Origin of the sequence: Flavobacterium swingsii (genome assembly GCF_900111965.1) — a bacterium.
Lineage (GTDB): Bacteria > Bacteroidota > Bacteroidia > Flavobacteriales > Flavobacteriaceae > Flavobacterium > Flavobacterium swingsii.
Map to the genome: position 1 here is coordinate 373315 of NZ_FOJT01000003.1, position 24733 is coordinate 398047.

At 33.2% G+C, this 24733-nt stretch carries 20 protein-coding genes and 1 riboswitch; of the genes, 17 read left to right on the forward strand and 3 right to left on the reverse strand.

The window, feature by feature from the left end:
• Window positions 1-38: 38 nt before the first annotated feature.
• Together BM053_RS06850 and BM053_RS06855 are read right to left on the reverse strand one after the other, a co-directional pair.
• The gene (locus BM053_RS06850) at window positions 39-653 is read right to left on the reverse strand and encodes a deoxynucleoside kinase (RefSeq protein ID WP_091475466.1); all 615 of its coding nucleotides are present in this window, start codon (window positions 651-653) and stop codon (window positions 39-41) included.
• Window positions 653-1444 (reverse strand): hypothetical protein, encoded by a 792-nt coding sequence (locus BM053_RS06855; RefSeq protein ID WP_091475647.1) that lies wholly within the window; start codon window positions 1442-1444, stop codon window positions 653-655. The genes BM053_RS06850 and BM053_RS06855 overlap by 1 nt, the downstream gene beginning before the upstream one ends.
• A 125-nt stretch (window positions 1445-1569) precedes the next feature.
• Here BM053_RS06855 and BM053_RS06860 point away from each other — a divergent pair, with 125 nt between their 5' ends.
• Window positions 1570-2478, forward strand: a complete 909-nt coding sequence (locus BM053_RS06860) for a GLPGLI family protein (RefSeq protein ID WP_091475468.1) — start codon at window positions 1570-1572, stop codon at window positions 2476-2478.
• Between the two features lie 137 nt (window positions 2479-2615).
• Window positions 2616-5327: a carboxypeptidase regulatory-like domain-containing protein gene (locus tag BM053_RS06865; protein WP_091475470.1), complete on the forward strand. Its 2712-nt coding sequence runs from the start codon at window positions 2616-2618 to the stop codon at window positions 5325-5327.
• A gap of 131 nt (window positions 5328-5458) precedes the next feature.
• Here the strand turns inward: BM053_RS06865 and metK are convergent, their stop codons facing one another.
• Window positions 5459-6709, reverse strand: a complete 1251-nt coding sequence (gene metK / locus BM053_RS06870) for a methionine adenosyltransferase (RefSeq protein WP_091475472.1) — start codon at window positions 6707-6709, stop codon at window positions 5459-5461.
• Window positions 6710-7372: 663 nt separating this feature from the next.
• On the opposite strand from metK, the gene BM053_RS06875 reads away from it, so the two are divergent.
• The 15 genes from BM053_RS06875 (at window position 7373) to BM053_RS06945 (ending at window position 24408) form a co-directional block, all read left to right on the forward strand.
• Window positions 7373-8068 carry a phosphoadenylyl-sulfate reductase gene (locus tag BM053_RS06875; RefSeq protein ID WP_091475474.1) on the forward strand — a complete coding sequence of 232 codons (696 nt, stop codon included), beginning with the start codon at window positions 7373-7375 and terminating at the stop codon, window positions 8066-8068.
• A gap of 28 nt (window positions 8069-8096) precedes the next feature.
• The gene (cysD, locus tag BM053_RS06880; protein WP_091475477.1) at window positions 8097-9002 is read left to right on the forward strand and encodes a sulfate adenylyltransferase subunit CysD; all 906 of its coding nucleotides are present in this window, start codon (window positions 8097-8099) and stop codon (window positions 9000-9002) included.
• Window positions 9003-9102: 100 nt separating this feature from the next.
• Window positions 9103-10338, forward strand: a complete 1236-nt coding sequence (locus BM053_RS06885) for a sulfate adenylyltransferase subunit 1 (RefSeq protein WP_091475480.1) — start codon at window positions 9103-9105, stop codon at window positions 10336-10338.
• 32 nt (window positions 10339-10370) lie between these two features.
• The gene (gene epsC / locus BM053_RS06890) at window positions 10371-11186 is read left to right on the forward strand and encodes a serine O-acetyltransferase EpsC (protein WP_091475482.1); all 816 of its coding nucleotides are present in this window, start codon (window positions 10371-10373) and stop codon (window positions 11184-11186) included.
• Between the two features lie 76 nt (window positions 11187-11262).
• Window positions 11263-12174: a cysteine synthase A gene (gene cysK, locus BM053_RS06895; protein WP_091475485.1), complete on the forward strand. Its 912-nt coding sequence runs from the start codon at window positions 11263-11265 to the stop codon at window positions 12172-12174.
• 79 nt (window positions 12175-12253) lie between these two features.
• Window positions 12254-13072 carry a uroporphyrinogen-III C-methyltransferase gene (gene cobA, locus BM053_RS06900; protein ID WP_091475487.1) on the forward strand — a complete coding sequence of 273 codons (819 nt, stop codon included), beginning with the start codon at window positions 12254-12256 and terminating at the stop codon, window positions 13070-13072.
• Entirely contained in the window at window positions 13062-14723 is a 1662-nt protein-coding gene (locus BM053_RS06905; protein WP_091475489.1) for a diflavin oxidoreductase, read from the forward strand. The genes cobA and BM053_RS06905 overlap by 11 nt, the downstream gene beginning before the upstream one ends.
• Before the next feature lie 54 nt (window positions 14724-14777).
• Window positions 14778-16424, forward strand: a complete 1647-nt coding sequence (locus tag BM053_RS06910; protein WP_091475490.1) for an NADPH-dependent assimilatory sulfite reductase hemoprotein subunit — start codon at window positions 14778-14780, stop codon at window positions 16422-16424.
• Complete coding sequence (locus tag BM053_RS06915; protein WP_091475492.1) at window positions 16421-17164, forward strand: DUF2490 domain-containing protein; 744 nt, start codon at window positions 16421-16423, stop codon at window positions 17162-17164. Before BM053_RS06910 ends, BM053_RS06915 begins: the two co-directional genes overlap by 4 nt.
• Window positions 17161-18612, forward strand: coding sequence for a TSUP family transporter (locus BM053_RS06920; protein ID WP_091475494.1), 1452 nt, complete (start codon window positions 17161-17163; stop codon window positions 18610-18612). Before BM053_RS06915 ends, BM053_RS06920 begins: the two co-directional genes overlap by 4 nt.
• 499 nt (window positions 18613-19111) lie before the next feature.
• Entirely contained in the window at window positions 19112-19303 is a 192-nt protein-coding gene (locus tag BM053_RS06925) for a hypothetical protein (protein WP_091475496.1), read from the forward strand.
• 35 nt (window positions 19304-19338) lie between these two features.
• The gene (locus BM053_RS06930; RefSeq protein WP_091475498.1) at window positions 19339-20328 is read left to right on the forward strand and encodes an alpha/beta fold hydrolase; all 990 of its coding nucleotides are present in this window, start codon (window positions 19339-19341) and stop codon (window positions 20326-20328) included.
• Window positions 20328-22739: a bifunctional aspartate kinase/homoserine dehydrogenase I gene (gene thrA / locus BM053_RS06935; protein WP_091475500.1), complete on the forward strand. Its 2412-nt coding sequence runs from the start codon at window positions 20328-20330 to the stop codon at window positions 22737-22739. The genes BM053_RS06930 and thrA overlap by 1 nt, the downstream gene beginning before the upstream one ends.
• 74 nt (window positions 22740-22813) lie before the next feature.
• Window positions 22814-23239 carry an OsmC family protein gene (locus tag BM053_RS06940; protein ID WP_091475502.1) on the forward strand — a complete coding sequence of 142 codons (426 nt, stop codon included), beginning with the start codon at window positions 22814-22816 and terminating at the stop codon, window positions 23237-23239.
• Window positions 23236-24408: a trans-sulfuration enzyme family protein gene (locus BM053_RS06945; RefSeq protein WP_091475504.1), complete on the forward strand. Its 1173-nt coding sequence runs from the start codon at window positions 23236-23238 to the stop codon at window positions 24406-24408. The genes BM053_RS06940 and BM053_RS06945 overlap by 4 nt, the downstream gene beginning before the upstream one ends.
• A gap of 135 nt (window positions 24409-24543) precedes the next feature.
• Window positions 24544-24649, forward strand: a riboswitch (SAM riboswitch).
• The last annotated feature ends 84 nt before the right edge of the window (window positions 24650-24733 follow it).

Here is a 24733-nt window from a genome sequence, read left to right on the forward strand (position 1 = left end):
AATTTGTGAGGCATTTTTTATATCTATAGTATTTTTTTTTAAAACAAACCATTCAGCTCAGCATCGATTCTATTTAGAATCATGCCTAAATCTTCTGGATTGTTTACAAAATCTACATTGTCAACATCAATAATTAATAATTTTCCTTTAGTATAACTGGTTGCCCAAGCTTCGTAACGTTCGTTTAGACGACTCAAATAATCTATCGAAATAGAGTTTTCGTACTCACGGCCGCGTTTGTGTATTTGTCCAACTAAATTGGGGATAGAACTTCTTAAATAAATAAGTAAATCTGGTGGGCCAACCAAACCTTCCATCAGTTCGAAAAGTGAGGAGTAATTTTGAAAATCTCGGTTTGTCATTAATCCCATTGCATGAAGATTAGGTGCAAAAATATGCGCATCTTCATAAATAGTTCTATCCTGAATGATTTTCTTACCACTTTGTCGAATTTGTAATACTTGACGAAAACGACTATTTAGGAAATAAATTTGAAGGTTAAACGACCAACGCTCCATCTGATGGTAAAAATCATCTAAATAAGGATTGTCTACCACATCTTCAAAATGTGGTTCCCATTTAAAATGTTTTGCCAAAAGTTTGGTTAGTGTTGTTTTCCCGGCGCCTATATTTCCTGCTATTGCTATGTGCATTATGGTAAATTAATTTGATATTTAGTAATTCCTTCGTCTGTAAAAATAGATAAATTTTGGTCTACATAGTAAAAACTGATATAGCTTTTTTCTTCTAAAGTGATGGCTATATTTTTGTCACCATTTAAAATGTGATAATACAGTACACCATCTTTCTTAAAAACAATACTTAGACTTGAAACTAATTGTACCAAATCGAAATCTGGAACATGTCCTAAATTCATTATTTTGCCAAAAACATTACAAGTATATGCATCGTTATTCTCATCAATCCAAAAGAAATTATTAACATTGGTTTGGTAATATTTGATAGTTCCAGTAATTGGAATCGAGATGGTTTTATATTCTTTGTTCAAATAATCATACAATCCTACTTGCTGATTTGCCGAATTAAAAACCCAAAGATTGTTGCGAGAAGAAATTCCAACAGCGCTGGATATAATGTTTTGTTTGTTTATTAAGAAATCTATTTTTTGAATTTCATTCAGTAAGCTGTCAAGAATTACTACGGTATTAAAACTTTCGTAAAACACAACGATTTTCAATGAATTCTGAATATCAACTTTTGAAATTTTTCCTAAATAAATATTTTTATATTGATAACTTTCTCCATTTTTAAGTTTAAATAAAGTCGAATTTTTTAAAAAGTATTGATAACCCAAAGCATCTTGACCAATATATTGGTCGGCTTTAATAAACTCCGAACCCATTTGTGAAGCCACAGGATCCATATATTGACAATGAGCCAAGGACGAGATAAGAAAAACGATAAGTAGTACGATTTTTTTCATTGATGCTAAATTACAATTAAACTTTTTATTTTTTAAAAAACTCTTGTTTTTATTTAACAAATCATTAGTAACAAAACACGATTTCATTCGTGATATTTGTAAAACAAACATTAAACAGCATAAAAATGAACAAAATAATCATAACAATCGCCTTAGTAATAGTAAGTTTTACCTCGTTTGCACAAGATTTTCAAGGCATGGCAGTATATGAATCTAAAACCAGCACTGCCGAATTTAAGTCTAGAATGGAAGGCAACAAAGACATTACGCCTGAAATGCAAAAAATGTTTGAAGAAAGAATGAAAAGCATGTTCGAAAAAACATTTGTACTTAATTTCGATAAAAATGCTTCTATATATAAAGAGGAAGAAAAACTAGATGCGCCAGGAACACAAGGTGGCGGAAATATGAGAATGATGACTTCGTCGTTTTTGGGCGGCGGCGGGACACAATACAAAAATATCAAAGAAAAAATTTTTACTATCGATAAAGAAATGATGGGTAAAGAATTTCTAATTCAAGATACTTTACCCAAATTAGATTGGAAAATGAGCCAGGAAACTAAAGAGATTGGTGGTTATATGTGTTTCAAAGCTACTGCAAAACAAAAAGCAAGTCAGTCTGATTTTAGAAATTTCAGAATGAAAAAACAAGAAGAAAATAAAGGCAAAAAAGAAGCGACCGAAAAACCAAAGTCAACAGGTTTGATGGCGTCCGATGGCGAAATCCCTAAAGAAATAGAGGTTGTAGCTTGGTACACGCCAGAAATCCCAGTAAGCAATGGCCCAGAAAATTATTTCGGTTTGCCAGGTTTAATTCTCGAAGTAAGCGCAGGAAAAACAACCCTATTGTGTTCTAAAATTGTGATGAATGTAAAAGATAAAAAAGAAATAAAAGCGCCAACAAACGGAAAAGTAGTTACACAAAAAGAATATGATGAGATTGTAACTAAAAAAATGGAAGAGCTTAAAGAAATGAATCAAAGTCAAGGTCGTAACGGAAATGGCGGTATGCAAATGAGAATGGGAAGATAATTCTTACTATTTATTTGGGCAGCTTTTCCGCCTTCCGCTTCCAATCTTTTGTTCGTCGTTCCTCCTCGCAAAAGGATTTCCGCTCAAGTCGGGCTGCAACAGATGCCTAAAAACAACATTACATTTTGTTACAACTTATGAAATTCAAAAAAACAGTATTGTTTTTGCTTTTATTTGCAACAACATTTTCTTTTTCTCAAAGCATCACTTTTCAAGGAATTGTAAAAGACACCACAAATGCGCCGCTCGAAATGGCAAATGTCATGGCGGTAAATCAAGTTACAAAAGCGGTCGATTCCTATTCGATAACCAATGACAAAGGGAAATTTCACCTTTCGTTAAAAGCAAATGCGAATTATAATGTAAAGTTTTCCTATTTAGGGTTAAAATCAAAAAGCCTTGTCGTTGCTACAAAAGCGGAAGATATTTCGCAAACAATCACTTTAAATTCTGATGAGACGGAATTAGCTGGAGTCGAAATTGTACGAGAAATGCCAGTTTCTATAAAAGGAGATACTATTATTTACAATGCCGATTCTTTCAAAACAGGAACCGAACGCAAGTTAGAAGATGTACTCAAAAAACTACCAGGAGTTACCGTAAATAAAGATGGAGAAGTAGAAGTAGAAGGCAAAAAAGTCTCAAAACTAATGGTGGAAGGTAAAGATTTTTTTGACGGAGATACGAAATTAGGAGTCAAAAATATTCCAGCCGATGCCATAGATAAAGTGCAGGTTTTAAGAAATTATAACGAAGTTGGTGCGTTAAAAGGTCTTGAAAATAACGAAGACAATGTGGCGATGAATATCAAGCTAAAATCGGGAAAAAAGAATTTCTGGTTTGGCGATATGACAGCAGGAATAGGAGTTGGTCATACTGAAAGTAGATATGAAGTAAACCCAAAACTATTTTATTACAGCCCGAAATACAGTATTAACTTGTTAGGAAATTTTAATAATATTGGCGAATTGCCGTTTACAGTTCAAGACTATTTCAAATTTACAGGCGGTTTCAAAAACATGATGAAAAAAGGAGGAACAAACTTCAATGTTTCATCAAACGATTTAGGGATTTCGTTGCTTAGAAACAACCGAGCAAAAGAAATTGAAACCAAATTCGGAGCGACAAACTTCTCCTACAATCCAATAAAAACATTAAGTATTTCAGGATTTGCAATTTTGTCTGCTACCGAAACCGATTTAGAAACAAAAAACCAAACCAACTTTTTAAATACGGACGGAACCACAAAAAGCGCCGAAAACAGAAACGAAATTACCCGTCAAAAAAGCAATTTGGGTTTGTATAAACTAAGCGGAACCTACAAACCAAATGCTAAATTGCAGGTAGATTATGATGTTTTGGCAAAACAATCCAAGCAAGATGAAAACAATAATTCGAACCAAGATGTTTTTGATTCAAACTCAATTTTTATCGATAATCAAGATATAATTACTAATAAAAAGCAAAATCCATTTTCGTTAAATCAGAATTTCAATGGGTATTATACCAAGAATGATAAGAATGTTTTTGCGTTAGAAATGCAACATTTGTATCAAAACGAAAATCCATTTTATAACGCAAATCTAGAAAATCAACCATTCAATTTTAGCGACTATGTTTTGGGCGAAGCAAGAAATAGCATCAATCAAAATCGTTTTATAAAAACAAATAAAATCGATTCGAAATTAGATTATTACTATATGCTTACGCCAAAAAGCAACATCAATATAACTTTTGGAAATACGTATTCTTATCAATCATTCAACTCAAATATTTTTCAGATTTTGGATGACGGAACGACAAATAATATAAATTCTGGCGAAAACAAAAATGATGTAAAATACAGTTTCAACGATGTGTTTTTAGGATTGCATTATAAGTTTCTTACAGGGAAATTTACGTTCAATCCAGGATTTTCGATTCACAAATACAACACAAATGATGCGCAATTGGGAACCAATTTAAAAAATAATTTTTATAGAGTTTTGCCCGATGTATATGCATTGTATCAAATAAAAAAATCGCAAACGCTAACCTATAATTACGGTTTAACTACTGATTTTACTGATGTAAATAAGTTCGCTGCGGGAAATGTATTTTCTAGTTATAACTCATTATTCAAAGGGAATCGTGATCTAGAAAACGCATTGTCGCACACGCATACCTTGAGATTTTTTAAATACAATATGTTTAATTTCGAAAACATATTTGCCAATATTTCTTATTCTAAGAAAGTAAATCCAGTAAAAAATTCATCAACCTTTTTAGGAATAAACCAAGTCAGTACAGCGATTAATTCTAATTTTGCTGACGAATCTATAAGCGGAGCCGCAAATTACGGACGCTCGTTTTTACGAAACTACAAAGCATCGTTAACCTTGGCTGGAAGTTGGTCTAAATTCAATAATATTCAAAATAATTTGACACAAACCAACGAAAGTTTGACGCAAAATTATACGATCAAAGCATCGACTAATTTTAAAAACATGCCTAATGTCGAATTCGGGTATAATTATTTGATAAATGATTACCAAGACACGAAATTTTACACCAAAACACCATCAATAAAATTAGATTATTATTTCTTAGATGCTTTTTCTTTGGTGTCAGAATATGAATTTTACAACTATACAAACAACACAAAAACGGTCAAAAACGAGTATGATTTCTTAACCGCAAGCCTAATTTATCAGAAAAAAGGAGCCAAAATAGAATATAAAATCTCAGGAACAAACTTGCTTAACACGACCTCATTAAACGATGATAGTTTCTCTCAATTTTCTACAAGAACCTCACAATATAAAGTACAACCAAGATATTTAATATTCAGTTTGAAGTACGATTTGTAGCTATTCCCGCCATGCATTATATCTTTTCCTCGCTAAAGAAGCGAGAAAAAGGATGCCGCTTCTGTCGGGGCTAAAAAACAAAAAACCTGACTAAACAGTCAGGTTTTTTTTATATCTAAGGAATTGATTAATTACAATCCAAAAGCGCTTTTCACTGTATCTACAAAATCTAATTTTTCCCAAGTAAACAATTCAACTTCTACAGTTTTTGTTAATCCACCAGGAGCAGAAAATGTTTTAGTTACAGTTTTTGGAGTTCTTCCCATGTGTCCGTAAGCTGCAGTTTCGCTATATATAGGATTTCTTAATTTCAAACGTTGCTCGATAAAGTAAGGACGCATATCAAAAATTGCTTCTACTTTTTTGCTAATTTCACCATCGGTCAAATTCACTTTGCTAGTTCCGTAAGTAACCACGTTTATCGATGTTGGTTTAGCCACGCCAATAGCATAAGAAACTTGAACTAAAATTTCATCACATATTCCTGCAGCAACCAAGTTTTTAGCGATATGACGCGTTGCATAAGCTGCACTTCTATCTACTTTACTTGGGTCTTTTCCAGAAAATGCACCACCACCGTGAGCTCCTTTTCCACCGTAAGTATCAACAATGATTTTTCTTCCAGTAAGTCCAGTATCTCCGTGTGGCCCACCAATTACGAATTTTCCAGTTGGGTTTATGTGATACGTAATTTGGTCATTAAACAAATGAGCATATTGCGGATATTTTGCTTTAATTCTAGGGATTAAAATACCAACTAAATCAGTTTTAATTTTTGCCAACATAGTAGCTTCCTCATCAAAATCATCATGTTGCGTAGAAATTACAATCGCATCAATCCTTTGTGGTTTGTTATCGTCAGAATATTCTAAAGTTACTTGCGATTTTGCGTCTGGGCGAAGGTATTTAATTTCGTTGTTTTCTCTTCTCAAGTTAGCCAATTCAATCAACAAAGCGTGTGATAAATCTAATGCTAACGGCATGTAGTTTTCAGTTTCGTTAGTTGCGTAACCAAACATCATTCCTTGGTCTCCAGCGCCTTGTTCTTCTTTGCTAGCTCTGTCTACACCTTGGTTTATATCTGCTGATTGCTCATGTATTGCCGAAAGAATTCCACAAGAATTAGCTTCAAACATGTATTCGCTTTTCGTGTATCCAATTTTTCTAATCACTTCTCTCGCAATGTTTTGCACGTCAAGATACGTATTTGATTTTACTTCACCGGCAAGAATTACTTGTCCAGTTGTAACTAATGTTTCGCAAGCCACTTTCGATTCGGCATCAAAAGCCAAAAAATTATCTATTAATGCATCACTAATTTGATCTGCAATTTTGTCTGGATGTCCTTCACTTACTGACTCTGACGTAAATAAATATGCCATAATATAATTATTTAAAATTAATTTAGTGAAGAAAAAAATGGGATTGCAAGGGAAATGATAAAGGAGAATTTCTGCTTTAGCATTTTTTTAACGAGGTTGCAATCAGTTCAAATTTTTCCTCTTGATTTTCGTTTGCAAATGTATGAAACGAATTTGAATTGCAAATTAATCTTACCTTTTTTTTTGATTAAAATAAATTTAATTAAAGTTTAATATGTGGTATTACATATTGAAAAATACGAATTTTAAGTGTAAAATAATCTGCATAAATTAATTTTAATAATAAAATTTAGAAAAATAATCTAAAATATTTGTTTGTATAGAAAATAAAACTACATTTGCAAAATAAAATTAGAAACAAGAAATGAAATTTACTATGTGCCATATGTGTTGTATGATGTCGGAAAATTCCGCAGAGCACCGCATTGCATCATTTTAAATTTTTAAAATATACAATCAAACCTCTGCCAATCGCAGAGGTTTTTTTATTTAAATCAAAATCAATAATAAAATAATGAAAAACTTAATGTCAAATAAAATGATGGTGTGTTGTCTTACTATGTGCAAAGTACGGTGAGGTGTTTTTGTTGTTTTAATAATTTAATACAAACAGAAAACCTCTTTCATCAAAGAGGTTTTTTTATAACTATAATCTAAAATATAATGGACGATACTTTTTTAAAAAATATTATAAACGGTAATAATCTTGAGAAAAATCTAAAATCGATAGCTGATGCAATCAGTGAGAAAATAGTTTTTTCGACAAGCTTCGGCATTGAAGATCAAGTAATATTACATTCGATTTTTAGTCAGAAAATAAAGAACATTGAAGTTTTTACTTTAGATACTGGTAGACTTTTTCCTGAAACTTATGCTTTATGGGACAAGACATTACAGCAATATAATGCTTCAATAAAAGCATATTATCCGAATACAAGTCAAATAGAAGAATATGTTCAAAATAATGGAATTAACCCTTTTTATACTTCGGTAAATCTAAGAAAAGCGTGTTGTCATATCAGAAAAGTCGAACCGCTTAACAGAGCACTTTCGGGAGCAAAAATCTGGATAACAGGATTAAGAGCCGAACAATCGGATAATAGAAATGGACTTAATATCATCGAATGGGACGAGCATTTTCAGGTTTATAAATACAATCCTTTATTGCATTGGACGACAAGTGAAGTAAAAGAATACATCAACAAAAATGGTGTTCCTTACAACTCACTTCATGACAAAAATTTTCTAAGTATAGGTTGCGCACCTTGTACTAGAGCCATTAAGGAAGGTGAAGATTTCAGAGACGGTCGCTGGTGGTGGGAAGATCAGTCTAAAAAAGAATGCGGGTTACATAAATAGATTTTACGATAATAAAAAAATAAAAAAAATGAGCAATTCAACACATTATTTAAATCAATTAGAAGACGAGGCAATTTATATACTGCGAGAAACGGCAGCGCAATTCGAGAAACCAGCTTTGTTGTTTTCTGGAGGAAAAGATTCGATTGTTCTAGTACATCTAGCATTAAAAGCATTTCGTCCTGGTAAGTTTCCCTTTCCGTTAGTACATATCGATACGGGTCATAATTTTCCTGAAGCTATTGCTTTTAGAGATTATTTGGCGAATCAAATAGGAGAAAAACTAATCGTTGCTTCGGTTGAAGAGAGTATCAAAAAATACAATTTGAAAGAAACATCTGGTCGTTTTCCATCACGAAATGCTTTACAAACCTATGCTTTGCTAGATGCAATTCAGGATAATGAATTTGATGCTTGCATAGGAGGCGCTAGACGTGATGAGGAAAAAGCGAGAGCCAAAGAACGAATTTTTTCTGTTCGTGACGATTTTGGACAATGGGATCCAAAACTACAACGTCCAGAATTATGGGATATTTTAAATGGCAAAGTACAGAAAGGGCACAATGTTCGCGTGTTTCCAATTAGCAATTGGACTGAATTAGATGTATGGAATTACATTCAAAAATACAACATAGAATTACCCAATTTATATTTTGCTCACGAAAGAGAATGCATCGTGCATCATGACAAATTAGTGGCAACTTCTCAGTTTATTCAGCCTTTACAAGATGATACTGTTGTAAATGAAAAAGTACGTTACAGAACTGTTGGAGATATGACTTGTACGGCTGCAGTTCCTTCCACAGCTGCTACAATTCAGGATATTATCGATGATATTATTCAAACTAGAGTAAGCGAAAGAGGTCAGACCCGATTAGACGACCAACTCTCGGAAGCAGCGATGGAAGATAGAAAAAAACAAGGATATTTTTAAAAAAAAGCTTTATGCAGTAAGCAATATGCTTTATGCTGAAAAAAATGAGAACTAATATAAATGCTTAATGCCTAGCACATAAAGCCTAAAGTAAGAAAAAATGAACACACTAAGATTTATAACCGCAGGAAATGTAGATGACGGAAAAAGCACATTAATTGGAAGATTACTGTACGATTCCGATAGCATTCACACCGATCAATTAGGATTATTGGAGAAACAAACCAAACAAGAAGGAGTAACTATCGATTTGTCACTCATTACCGATGGTTTGCGAGCAGAAAGAGAACAAGGAATTACGATTGATGTGGCGTATAAATATTTTTCTACCAAAAACAGAAAATTTATTATCGCCGATGCACCAGGTCATGAGCAATACACCAGAAACATGATTACTGGAGCATCAAATTCTGATTTGATAATTATTTTGGTCGATGCCAGAAAAGGAATTACAACCCAAACCAAAAGACATGCCAGTATTGGTTCTTTAATAGGTATTAAAAAAGCCATAATTGCAGTAAACAAAATTGATTTGGTAGAATATTCAGAGGTAGTTTTTGATGCTATAAAAGCAGATTTCGAAAATCTAAAATCTAATTTAAATTTTGATGAAATTGTTTATATCCCAATTAGTGCGCTCGAAGGAGATAATATTGTAGATAAATCAACTAAAACGCCTTGGTTTGAAGGAGATACATTGTTGGAAACACTCGAATATATTGAAGTTCCGTCAAGCGAAAATTTAGCTTCTCGTTTTCAGGCGCAATGGGTTATTCGTCCAAAAGATGAAGAAAATCATGATTATAGAGGTTATGCAGGACAAGTTTTGAGCGGAAGTTATCAGGAAGGAGATAAAGTGAAAATATTACCTTCTGGAATAGAAACTACCATTTCAAAAATCGAAAAACACCAGCAAACTATCACAAAAGCAGTAGCTGGAGAAAATGTTGTTTTGCATTTATCTGAAAACATCGATATCAGTCGAGGCGATAGTATTGTAAAAATCGATGAATTACCAATCACTTCTAATGACTTAAAAACGTGGGTTTCTTGGCTTGATAACACAGCGTTGCAAATCGGGAAAACTTACATTTTGCAACACCGATTTAGAAAAGTTCGTGTAAAAATTCAATCAATCGATAAAAAATGGGACAGCAATGAATGGCAATTTAGTAAAGCTAATGGAATTGGGCTGAACGACATTGGGCAAATTTCACTAAAGTCGAACCAACCATTGTTTTTTGATGCTTTTACAGATAATTCGAAAAGCGGAAATGCTATTTTAATTGACGAAACAACACACAACACAGTAGGAGCATTACTTTTTCTGGCTTAAAGCCTATTGCCTAATACTTAAAGCTATAAAAAATGATACATCCAATTTATAAAAAGAATAATGCAAAAGTCAAAAAACTACCTGATAAAGTCAAAACAGAAACTTGGGTAGAAGAAATTTTTTATTGGATTTTTTCAATAGGAGAGCAGTATTCGGATTATGATTTCTTTCTAGAAAAAGAAAAACAATTACAATCTAATTTAACCGAATTAATAGATAATGTTCTTACAGATACTGAAAAAGCACAAGAAATTGTAAAACAATTGTTTGCAGAATTGGAAACCATTCACAATTGGCTTGAAGCCGATTTAGAAACCGTTTTCAACTTTGACCCAGCAGCTAAATCCCGCAGTGAAGTTTTGGTTGCCTATCCCGGATTTTTTGCGATTGCCATTTACAGACTATCGCATCAGCTTTGGAAAAACAATGTGCCTGTTTTACCACGTTTGATTTCGGAATATGTGCATAGCAAAACTGGAATCGACATTCATCCAAGTGCAAAAATTGGAGAACGATTTTTTATAGATCATGGGACTGGAATCGTAATTGGAGAAACATCGATAATAGGGAATGATGTTAAAATTTATCAAGGAGTTACACTCGGCGCCTTAACAGTAAGTAAAGATAAAGCCGAAGAAAAACGACATCCAACGATTCAAAACAATGTCATTATTTATGCCAATGCAACCATATTAGGAGGAAATACAGTTATTGGAAGTGAATCAATCATAGGAGGAAATGTTTGGATAACAAATTCAATACCGCCGAAATCATTAGTATATCACAAGAGTGAAATTATCATAAAAAATAAAGATCCTTTTCCGGAGCCATTAAACTTTATGATATAAATTAATAGAACCCTTCTAGGGTTTAAAACCCTAGAAGGGTTAAGGAATGAAAAAATAACAATGTAAAAAAAATAAGATGAAAGCAAATAATATTTTAGAAACTATAGGAAACACACCAGTTGTACAAATTAATAAGTTGTTTGGATCGAACAAAAAAGTGTGGCTTAAATTAGAAAAAAACAACCCTGGAAACAGTATCAAAGACAGGATTGCATTGGCAATGATTGAAGATGCAGAACGCAAAGGATTGCTTAATGAAAATACTGTAATTATAGAGCCAACATCAGGAAATACAGGAATTGGATTAGCTCTGGTTGCAGCGGTAAAAGGATATAAAGTCATTCTGGTAATGCCAGAATCAATGAGTGTCGAGAGAAGAAAGTTAATGGAAATTTACGGAGCCGAATTCGAACTAACTCCTCGTGAAAAGGGAATGAAAGGTGCAATTGAAAGAGCCAATGAATTGGTTGCTCAAATTCCAAATGCTTGGTCGCCACAACAGTTTGACAATCTTGCAAATGTAGCAATTCATGAACGAACAACGGCACAGGAAATTATTTCAGATTTCCCAGAAGGTTTAGATTATATCATTACAGGAGTGGGAACTGGCGGACACATTACAGGAGTCGCAAAAGTATTGAAAGCAAAATTTCCAAATCTAAAAGTCATTGCTGTCGAACCAGAATTATCACCAGTATTAAGCGGTGGTACACCAGGACCACATCCGTTACAAGGAATTGGAGCTGGGTTTGTTCCTTCAATTCTTCAAAAACATTTAATAGATGAGGTGGTACAGGTTAGCAAAGACGAATCGTTTGAATTTGCTAGAAGAATAGCAAAGGAAGAAGGAATATTAGTAGGAATTTCTACTGGTGCATCTTTAGCGGCTGTTGCAAAAAAAGTAGCATCATTACCTGATGATGCTGTAGTATTAACCTTTAATTACGATACGGGTGAACGTTATCTTTCAATAGAAGGATTGTTCTAAAAATTAGTAATTTATTGTAGGAATTATACTTCATTTTTAAAGTGGAGCAGACATTTCTATACCTAATTTAAAATAAAAAATGATACAAATAGTAAAAAAAGGGAAAGTTATTTTGGCAGGAGCCGGCCCTGGAGATCCAGATTTAATAAGTCTGAAAGCATTAAAATATTTGCAAACTGCTGATGTGATTTTAACAGACAGATTGGTTTCACCAATTCTTATTGAAGAATATGCGCGTAAAGATGCGGAAGTAATTTATGTGGGAAAACAATGTAGTAAAGGTATTTGGACACCACAAAAAGACATCAATGAGTTGATGGTGGAATTTGCTTTGCAAGATAAATTGGTACTGCGATTAAAAGGTGGCGATGCTTCTCTTTTTTCTAATGTGTTAGATGAATTACATGCGGTAAAAAAGAACAACATTCCGTATGAAATTATTCCAGGAATCTCGGCTGCGTTTGGAGCAGCTGCTTATACAGGAATTCCATTGACGGCTAGAGAATATTCTAGAGGTGTGCGATTTTTAACGCTTTACGATTTAAATACGGTCAAAGAAAATCAATGGCAAGATTGGGCAACAACCGAAGATACGTTGGTTTTCTACATGAGTGGTCAACGTTTAGATGTGTTGTCAAAACAGCTTTTAAATTTCGGAATTGATACTTCCAAAGGAATTGCTGTTGTGCAACAAGCGACCACGCCAAATCAAAAAACAAGTGTGTTTTCTTTTGAAGATATTCAGAAGAAATCTTTACCAGAATTCGAATATGTACCAACCTTATTAATTATAGGAAAAGTGGTGAATTTACATCATCAATTTTCTTGGTTTACAGAAAAAAACACATCCGAATCTTATTTCGATAATCATAAAAATATTTACAAAAATGCTATCTGAAACTAAATTATCACTATTGCAACAATTGGTGCAAAGTGCAACAACGGAAGAAATCATCTGGACAAAAGGCTATTTGGCGGGTTATTTAGATAAAAATGGGATTGACATAGCAGTTTCAAATATTATAGAAACAACCGCTATTGCTGTCAAGCCACTTATTATTTACGGAACCGAAACTGGAAATTCTAAAAAAATAGCCTCGCAATTATTGGCAGGTTTCAAAAAGAATAAAATTCAAGCCAAAGCAGTCGATGTTTTTCAATACGATTTGACCAAATTAGAAAAAGAAAGCTTGGTTTTGTTTGTCATGAGCACACAAGGCGAAGGTGAATTTCCTCAAAATGCCGTTGCGTTTTACGAGAAATTAAAAGCTTCTGAGGTAAATTTAAGTAAGGTTTCCTTTGCCGTCTTCGGACTGGGAGATTCTTCTTATCCTTTGTTTTGTAATGCGGGAGTTTTATTAGATGAAGTTTTATCAGAAAAAGGAGCGAAACCATTGTTGCCATTAGTAAAAGCCGATGTCGATTTTGCAGAAACGGTTGCAATTTGGGAAAATGATTTGCAAAAAGCGTTTCAAAATTTTGGTTCAAATGTGACGAATGAAGTAAAACCAACAAGTTCAACAGTTGCTTCGTCTAAGAAAAATTATTTGGGTAAAATTAGTCATAAAGTTGTGTTGAATGATACAGGTTCAAACAAAGAAACCTATCATATCGAAATTGAATCAGATGACGAAATTAGTTACGAACCTGGCGATGCTTTAGGTGTTTTTCCAAAAAATAAAGAAGAAGAAATTCAAGCAATTGCCACGTATTTCAATGAAGAAAATTATTTAATTCTTGCGGATAAAAACGTTCGAGGTTTGTCTAAAAAATCATTGGAAGCTTTTTCAAAATTATTTGAAATTGAAATTAGTGAAGAGAAAGCAAATCTGTTAGACATCATTCAAAAATACCAACCAAAAAAGGTAAAATTAGAAGAAGTAATTGGGTTGCTTCATGCAATTTCTCCTCGATTGTATTCTATTTCGTCTTCTTCGGAAGCGCATGACGGACAAGTGCATTTAACGGTTAATGTGAATAAATTTAAAGTGAATGATGAGGTTAAAACTGGTTTAACATCTGAGTTTTTAGCCGATTTTCCTTTAGAGGAGCAACTGGAATTCTACATTCATAAAAATCAAAATTTCCGATTACCAACAGATGATACTGATGTTATTATGATTGGGCCGGGAACAGGAATTGCGCCCTTCAGAAGCTTTTTAGCACACAGAGATGCTACGGGTGCCGAAGGAAAAAATTGGTTATTCTTTGGCGAGCAACACTTTGTGTTAGATTTTTATTATCAAACCGAAATTCAAGAATGGGTTAGTACAGGTGTTTTATCAAAACTTTCTACTGCTTTTTCTCGTGACCAAGAACGAAAAATTTATGTGCAGGATCGTATTCGTGAAAATGGAAAAGATTTTAACGAATGGTTAGAAAGTGGAGCCAGTATATACATTTGCGGACAAAAAAATCCGATGAGTCAAGACGTAGAACAAGCCATTATCGAGGTAATTGCGCAAGAGCGAAAAATCTCATTAGACGAAGCAAAACAAGTTTTAGAAGAACTAGAAAGTCAAGGAAAATACCAAAAAGACGTTTATTAAATCATACAACCCTATCAGGGTTTTAAACCCTGATAGGGTTAAAAAAATAAAAAGATGAGTGAAAAATTATCGCCAATAGAAGCCATAAAGATCCAAAGTGATGGTCTTAGAGGTACATTAAAAGAAAGTATCGATTTAGATAATCATACAGGAAATGTTCGTCCAGACGACGAAACTTTAGTCAAGTTTCATGGTATGTACGTACAAGATGATCGTGACAGAAGAGCCGAAAGAGCGGCTAAAAAATTAGATAAATTGTACTCGTTTATGATTCGTTTGCGTATTCCAGGCGGTGTAATTACCGCCGACCAATGGATTGCAACACACGAAATATCAGAGCAATACGGGACAGGAACTTTAAAAATAACGACAAGACAAACTGTACAGTTACACGGTTTGCTAAAACACCAATTGCGTCCCACGATTCAGTCTTTCAACACAGCGAAGCTAGATTCGATTGCGGCATGTGGCGATGTAAATAGAAATGTAATTGTGAGTTCACACCCGCAATTGTCTAGCTTACACAAAGAGATATACGAATATGCGGATAAAATTTCGACATTATTATTGCCAAAAACACAATCGTATTATGATGTTTTTATCGATGGAGAAAAAATTTATGAGCGATCATCAGAAGCCGATCCGCTATATGAAGACCGGTATTTGCCAAGAAAATTTAAGATTGCCATTGCAATTCCGCCGTCTAATGATGTCGATGTGTTTACCAATGACATTGCACTGATTGCCATTGTCGAAAACGACAAGTTAAAAGGATTCAATATTGCTATAGGTGGTGGTTTAGCTACGACACACGGGAATCCGAATACTTATTCAAGATTGGCTTCCATCATTGGTTTTACAGATACTGAAGAGAAAACACTCAAAGCCGTTTATGAAATTTTAACCATTCAAAGAGATTTCGGAAATAGAGTAGATAGAAAATTATCTAGAATGAAATACACGGTCGATAAGTTGACTGTTCCAGTATTTAAAAAAGAACTAGAAACTCGCATCGGATTCGATTTGTTGCCAGAACAACCATTCAAATTTACCGAAAGAAGCGATCGTTTTGGTTGGGAGAAAAGCGAACAAGGACAATGGTTTTACACCTTATTTATAGAACATGGTGTGGTAAAACCAGAGCAGAAACAATTTTTACTAGAAGTAGCCCAATTACAGGTTTCTAATTTTATCTTTTCAGGGAATCAGAATTTGATTTTAGGAGAAGTAAGTGAAGAAAATAAATCTAAAATCGAAGTATTAATAGCAGAACATCAAATTAACAAAAATGACAGTGCACTCCGAAAAAACTCGATGGCGTGTGTCGCTTTACCTACTTGTCCTTTGGCTTTAGCTGAGGCGCAACGTTATTTGCCAGAATTAGTAACTAAAATCGAACCTATTCTAGAGAAATACAACTTGCAAGAGGAAGGAATTGTGATTAGAATGACAGGCTGTCCTAATGGTTGTGGTCGCCCTTATGTTGCCGAATTGGGTTTTGTAGGAACAGGTCCTGGACAATATAATTTTATGTTGGGTGGCGATAGATATGGTGAAAGACTAAATAAATTGTATAAAGAAAAGCAAACAGAAGCTCAAATTTTAGAAGAAGTAGATTTTATCTTAAATAGATATAATAGCGAAAAAGAGAGTGGAGAAACTTTAGGGGATTTCGCTTATCGAGTAATTTTAGATAAATGAAAAATATAATTTTACTATCCTTTTTATTGATTTCGAAATCTTTATTTGCGCAAAAAAAGGTGGAACACCAACAACTTATTTGGTATGGCTATTATAATAGTTTAAAGTTTAACGAGAGTTGGTCTCTACACAGCGAAATACAAGAACGTCAGTTTTATAATCCAACAGCACAACATCAATTGGTGTTCAGATCAAATTTGGAAAGAAAATTAATTGACAATTGGAATACTTCGGTTGGAATGACTTTGTTTTTACAAAACCCTAATAATCCCAATTCGGAAAGTAATCTGACAGTTCCTGAATTACGTCCTGATATTGGTTTTAATAATAAGCAAAAATTAGGTTTTATAACCATCAATCATCGTTATAAAGCAGAAGCGCGATTTTTTCATGATGTAGAAAATCAAAAATTAGTAGGTGGTTTTAGATTTTCAAACATCCGTTTACGATATCAGTTAGGTTTAGATTTTCCACTTTTTAAGAAAGAAGAAAAAGAAAAAATTATTTTAAAAGTTAAAGACGAGATAATGTTTAATATAGGAAATAAGATTGTCAAAAACACCTTCGACCAGAATCGAATATATCTCGCTATACATTACAAGTTAAATGATTCTTATGCTTTAGAAGTAGGTTATATGAATTGGTTTCAACAGCAAAAAACAGGAAGCGATTATTATAATAGAGATATTTTGCGACTGTCAGTCTTTCATAATATTGATTTTAAAAAAGAAAAAACATGAGTAATACATTATTTCCCATTTTTTTAAAAACAGAAACCGCCCATTTTTTAATTGTGGGCGGTGGTAATGTTGGATTAGAAAAAACGGAAACCTTATTAAAACAAAACCCTGAAATTAGAATTACCATTGTGGCGACATATTTTCATCGAAAATTGACGGAAATTATAAGTCAATATGAAAACATTTCTTTTTTCGAACGTCCTTTTGAAGAAACCGATTTGCAAAACAAAGATTTTGTGATTATCACAACAGATAAATCAGAAATTAATTCAGAGGTCAGAGAATTGGCAAAAGCCAAAGGAATCAAAGTAAATACTGCCGATCAGCCTGCTTTGTGTGACTTTTATTTAGGATCAATTATTACTAAAGGAAGTCTTAAAATTGCTATTTCTACTAATGGAAAATCGCCAGTTTTAGCACGAAGAATGCGTGAGTATTTCACAGAAGTTATTCCAGATAATATAGAAGAAAGTATTGAAGTTTTAAACCAATTTAGAAGTAATCATAAAGGTGATTTTCAAGAAAAATTAGCCGATTTAAATAAAATCACTCAAGGTTTTAAAGGAAATAAAAAAGTAAAAGAGGCTAGGAAATACAAACAACTGGCGTTTACTTTAGCTATTTCTTTTTTAATGTTATTTGTGGGGTACGGATTGTCAACAATTGTTTCAATTTCAGATGCAAAGGAAGGGTTAAGTAATATTCCAAAAGAATTTTATGGCATGTTACTCATTGGTTTTTTAGCTCAATTAGTCGATGGTGCAGTAGGTTTGGGTTATGGTGTAACTTGCGCTACGAGTATGATGCTTTTGGGGATTAATTTACCAGCCATTAGCGGCAGTATTCATACCGCCGAAATGTTCTCCAGTGGTGTTAGTGGTTATTCCCATTATAAATTTGGTAACGTAAACAAAAAATTATTGCTATGGCTAGCTATTCCTGGTGTGTTTGGAGCTATAAGTGGAGCTATGCTTCTTATTTATTTAGGGAATAAATATGTCACGATTGCGTATGTAGTTTTGTCTATTTATACGATGATTATTGGTATTAGATTAATCATTTTGGCCTTCAGAAAAATAAAAGAGAAAAAGAAAATAGGTAACACTGGTTTTCTTGGGTTTTCAGGTGGTTTTTTAGATGCTTTTGGTGGTGGTGGTTGGGGCCCCATTGTAACTTCGACACTATTAGCTAAAGGAAGAAAGTCTAACTACGTTGTAGGTACAGTAAGTTTGGCAGAATTTTTTGTTACACTAGCTGCTGCGGTTACTTTTTTTGCTTCATTAGGCGTGAGTCATTGGTATATTATTGTAGGTCTAATTATTGGAGGGATTGCAGCAGCACCATTGGCAGCAAAATTAGCTGGAAAACTGCCTCAAAAAACTGCTTTATTGCTTGTTGCTACACTAGTAATTGTTTTTAGTGTAAGGATTTTAGCGAAGATCTTTTAATCTTCTAATTTAGTTTTATTTTCTAAATAAATAGAGTGTATTAAAATAATTCAGAAAAATAATCTAAAAAATTTGTTTGTTTAGAAAATAAAACTACATTTGCAAAATAAAATTAGAAACAAAATGAAAATTACAACGTATAACATGTGTCGTATGATGTCGGAAAATTCCGCAGAGTAACGCATTGCATAATTTTAATTTTTTAAAATATACAATCAAACCTCTGCCAATCGTAGAGGTTTTTTTAGAACCTTTGAAAAATAATTAACAAAATAAAAATTGAAACCCTTAAAAACGGGAAATTATAATATAAAATGAAAAATTCAGTAGCAAACAGAAAAATGATGACGAAACGAATGATGCAAATGTGTATTTACATCAAACCTTGCTATTGCCAAAAGCGGAAGATTTAATCTTTGTTATAGTTCAAACTATAAAGTCCTTTTGGTAAATGTTCCAAAAGGACTTTTTTTTTAAAAACAATTAAATATCTCAGCAAATGAAAATTCTCAATAAAATTTTAAAAATAGTACAATCGATAGTAAACGTCGATTTCAAAAAAACAGCAGTTAAGTCAATAAAAAAAGAATCGTTAAAAGTAATTGAATTCAAATACGGTTCAGAATCAAACGATTCAGAGTCATTATTATTTTTAATAAACGGACAAGAAGACGAATTTCTTTTTATATAAATGAAAAACATTAGAATTTTAGATTCTAAAATAAGATGGAAAAATTAGAAAAAACAATAATATCAGATTTTATTACCGAAAGCGGAAAGATTCAAAAGAATATACCTCTTTTTTATCAAGTTTTTGGAAAACCTATCGGAAAAGCACCTGTAGTTTTGGTTAATCATGCGCTTACCGGAAACTCTCAGGTAACCGAAGAAAATGGCTGGTGGGAAGATTTAATTGGTAAAAACAAAACAATAGATACGAATGATTTTACCGTTTTAGCTTTCAATATTCCTGGAAATGGATATGACGGATTGAAAGAAAATTTAATTCATAATTATACTCATTTTACAGCTAGAGATATTGCTAAAATATTCTGGAAAGGGTTGCAACAATTACAAATAGAAAATATTTTTGCAGTTATTGGTGGAAGCTTAGGTGGTGGTATTGCTTGGGAAATGGCAGTCATAAATCCCGCTGCAATCGAAAATTTAATTCCAATTGCTTCCGATTGGAAAGCCTCGGATTGGGTCATTGCCAACACCTTAATTCAGGACGAAATCCTGAATAATTCCAATTATCCAGTTCCTGATGCGAGATCACATGCTATGCTTTTGTACAGAACGCCACAATCATTAAAACAAAAATTTAATAGACAGAAAAACGAGTTAAAAAATATTTTTCAAATAGAAAGTTGGTTATTTCATCATGGCGAAAAATTACAAAAACGTTTTCAATTAGCGTCTTACAAAATGATGAACCATCTTATAAAAACAATTGATATTACTAGAAATCGAAAAGATTTTGTAACCGTCGCAAAAGTAATTCAGGCAAATATTCACATTATTGGAGTAGATACCGATTATTTTTTTACTGCCGATGAAAATCGCGAAACTTACGAAGATTTGAAAAAAGTAAAGCAAAATGTGTTTTACCACGAAATAAAATCCATACACGGACACGACGCTTTTCTAATCGAATACGAACAGTTAGATTCAATTTTAAACAAACTTTTTATAACAAATAAACAAACAGCATAATGAAAATATTAAAATTTGGAGGAAAATCACTCACTTACGGAAATGGATTTGAGAAGACAATAGAAATTATTTTAGATAAAGTAAATAATAACGAAAAAATTGCCGTTGTCGTTTCAGCAATTGCAAATGCGACCGATGAGTTGGAAGGAATTTTAGAAAAAGCAGCAAAAAACGAAGCTTATTTAGAGCAGTTGAATGCTTTTAAAAAATATCAAAAATCTAATTTTTCAGTAGATTTATCAGAAGAGTTTCGGCTTTTGGAAAAAACGTTTGAAGGCGTCGCTTTGTTAGGTGATTATAGTAAAAAAATAAAAGATAATGTTTTAGCACAAGGAGAAGTTATTTCTGCTAAAATTGTTACCCAAGCATTGAAAGATAAAGGAGTAAACGCTCATTTTTCGGATACGCGTTTGCTCATAAAAACTGATGCAAAGTTTGGTGATGCACAACCTTTAGATAGTTTGTCGAAGAAAAATGTAATTAACCATTTCAAACAAAATAACGGAACAACGGTAAATGTTGTTACAGGTTTTATTGGTTCAAACAACAATAATGACACAACCACTTTAGGCAGAAACGGAAGCAACTACACCGCTTCGTTAATCGCAAATTATCTCGATGCCGAAGAATTACAAAATTACACTCATGTGGACGGAATTTACACCGCCAATCCAGATTTAGTTTCCGATGCCAAAAAAATTGATTTCCTTACTTTTAATGAAGCCAATGAATTAGCCAATTTTGGAGCCACAATTCTACATGCCAAAACGATTGTTCCTTTATTAGAAAAAAATATTCCACTTCGGGTTTTAAACACATTTAATCACGAAAACAAAGGGACATTAATTACTTCAACTGCAAATAAAGAAGGTATAAAATCACTCTCTGTTCTGGAAAATGTGGCTTTAGTAAATCTTGAAGGAAGGGGTCTTTTAGGCAAAACAGGTGTAGATGCTCGAATTTTCAAGGCGTTGGGAGATAATGATATTAGTGTGAGTATCATCTCACAAGGTTCATCAGAAAGAGGAATCGGGATTGTAGTTGCGGCCGATAAAGCTTCGAAAGCAATTATTGCATTAGAAAAAGAATTTGAAAATGATTTTTATTCTAAAGATGTAAATAAAATTTCAGCAACCGATAATGTTTCGGTGATTTCTATCATAGGGCAGGATTTAAGCACGTTTCACAAACCGTATTCGGCACTTATAAAAAACAAGATTGTTCCAATTCTCTTCAATAATACCGTTACAGGAAAAAACGTGAGTTTGGTGGTTAATAAATCCGAACTTCATAAAGCGGTAAATGTCATTCATGGTGAAATTTTTGGAGTTTCAAAAAAAGTAAACATCGCTATTTTTGGTCACGGATTAGTTGGAGGAACACTAATCAACCAAGTTTTAACTTCGGCTGCGGTTATTGAAAAACGAAAAGATATTAAACTCAATATCTTTGCAATCGCCAATTCTAAAAAGGTGTTATTTAATAAAAGTGGAGTAGCCGAAAATTGGGCTTCCGAAATTGAAAATAGCGGAATTTCGTATACTATTGATGACATTATCGCTTACGCCAATGAACATCATTTAGAGAATTTAATAGCTATCGACAATACTGCAAACACTCCATTTGTACAAAATTACACTTCACTAATAGAGAATAGTTTCGATTTAATTTCTTCCAATAAAGTGGCGAACACCTTGAGCTATAATTTCTACAAAGAAGTGCGTAAATCACTTGCCGAAAATCAAAAAAATTATTTATACGAAACTAATGTTGGTGCAGGATTACCAGTTATAGATACTATAAAATTATTGCATCATTCTGGGGAAAATATCACAAAAATAAAAGGAGTTTTGTCGGGTTCATTAAGCTTTTTGTTCAATACTTTTTCGGCAAATGACATTCCTTTTAGCGAAGCATTGAAGCAAGCAATCGATAAAGGTTTTACAGAACCTGATCCTAGAGAAGATTTATGCGGAAATGATGTTGCGAGAAAAGTGCTCATTTTAGCAAGAGAACTAGATTTGCAAAACGAATTTGAGGAAATTAACATTCAAAATCTAATTCCAGAAAATTTAAGAGAAGGTAATAAAGAAGAATTCTTGAGCAGATTATCTGAGCTAGATGCTATTTATGCTAAAATAAAAGCAGACCAAAAACCAAATCACGTTTTGAGATATGTTGGCGAATTATCGGGAGATTTGCAAAAAGAAAAAGGAAATCTAGAGGTAAAATTAATCTCAGTTCCACTCGACACCGCTTTGGGACAATTGAAAGGTTCCGATTCTTTTTTCGAAATTTACACAGAATCTTATGGCGACAGACCAATCGTAATACAAGGCGCAGGTGCAGGATCTGCCGTAACGGCGAGAGGTGTTTTTGGAGATATTTTAAGATTGTCAGACAAAGGTTAATGATTTTAAATCAAAAATAATCCGTTCAAATCCGCGTTTGAAAATCCGTATCATCCGCGTTCAAAAATAAAAATATGAAAATAACACTAAACAGAATCAATAATGATTACCACTTTCAACTAAAAAACGAAAGAGGACACATCGTAGAATTAGACAGCAGAGCCGAGTTTGGAGGTAACGATTTAGCGCCAAGTCCGATGGAATTTTTATTGATGGGAGTTGCTGGTTGTAGTGCTATCGATGTCATATCAATACTCAAAAAGCAACGTCAGGAAATTACGTCCTACAAAACAGAAGTAGAAGGTATTCGAGAACAAATTGAAGATGCAAAACCTTTTAAAGACATTACAGTAACCATTTTTTTAGAAGGAAATATCAACGAAGAAAAAGCGCTAAAAGCGGCTCAACTTTCTTTCGAAAAATATTGTTCGGTTTCCAAAACATTAGAGCCAACAGCAAAAATTAATTATAAAGTAGTTTTAAATAATAAAGAAATATGAGTCAAGAAAATTTCGGTTTCGAAACCCAAGCCATACGAACACAATTAGAACGCACACAATATTTAGAACATTCAGTGCCATTATATTTATCATCTAGTTTTGTTTTCGAAGACGCCGAAGACATGCGAGCTTCGTTTACAGAAGAAAAAGACAGGAATATTTACAGTCGTTTTAGCAATCCTAACACGACAGAATTTGTAGAAAAAATTTGCAAAATGGAAGGTGCCGAAGCTGGTTATGCTTTCGCAACAGGAATGGCTGCGGTATATTCGACTTTTGCAGCTTTATTAAATGCGGGAGATCATATCGTATCTGCAGGAAGTGTTTTTGGATCAACACACGCTTTGTTTACTACTTATTTTCCGAAATGGAATATTCAAACTTCTTATTTTGATATTAATAAGCCTGAAACAATCGAAAGTTTTATCAAACCAAATACTAAAATTCTTTATGCAGAATCGCCTACAAATCCTGCTGTCGATATTATCGATTTAGAATTATTAGGTGCAATTGCAAAAAAACACAATTTGATTTTAATTATCGACAATTGTTTTGCAACGCCATATATTCAACAGCCTATAAAATTTGGAGCACATTTAGTAGTGCATTCTGCAACTAAACTAATCGACGGTCAAGGAAGAGTTTTAGGCGGAGTAACTGTAGGAAGTGCAGATTTAATTAGAGAAATTTATTTATTTTCAAGAAATACAGGACCAGCACTATCACCATTTAATGCTTGGATTTTATCTAAAAGTTTAGAAACATTAGCTGTAAGAGTTGAAAAACATTGCGAGAATGCCTTAAAAGTAGCAGAATTTTTAGAAAACCATTCAAAGGTAAAAAAAGTAAAATATCCGTTCTTGAAATCGCATCCACAATACGAAATCGCCAAAAAACAAATGAGTTTAGGAGGTAATGTAGTTGCTTTCGAAATTGAAGGCGGAATAGAAGCTGGTAGAAAATTTTTAGACAAAATTAAACTGTGTTCCCTTTCGGCAAATCTAGGAGATACGCGAACCATTGTAACACATCCCGCCTCGACAACGCATAGCAAACTCACAGTCGAAGAACGATTAGCAGTAAGCATTACCGATGGTTTGGTTCGAGTTTCTGTAGGATTAGAAACAGTAGCTGATGTGATAAATGATTTAAATCAAGCCTTGAATTAACAAAGTCAATAAATCTATTTGAAGTAAGTAAAATAGATTTATTTTCCGTTTTATAAATAAATAAAATCATTTCATAGAAAATTTTTCATAACAAAAATATTATTATTACATTTGCACCGTTCATACATTTATTGCTTGTTATCACGAAAGCTGGAGGGATTAGACCCAACGAAAGCTTAGCAACCCTTTACTACAAAGAAGGTGCTACATTCTATTTCGATTTATCGGAAACAGATAACCACGAGAATTCCCTCTCACTTTCCCATAACATTATATATCTTTAAGAACTAATTTCTGAATTTTCAGAAGCTATTTCCTGCTGTAC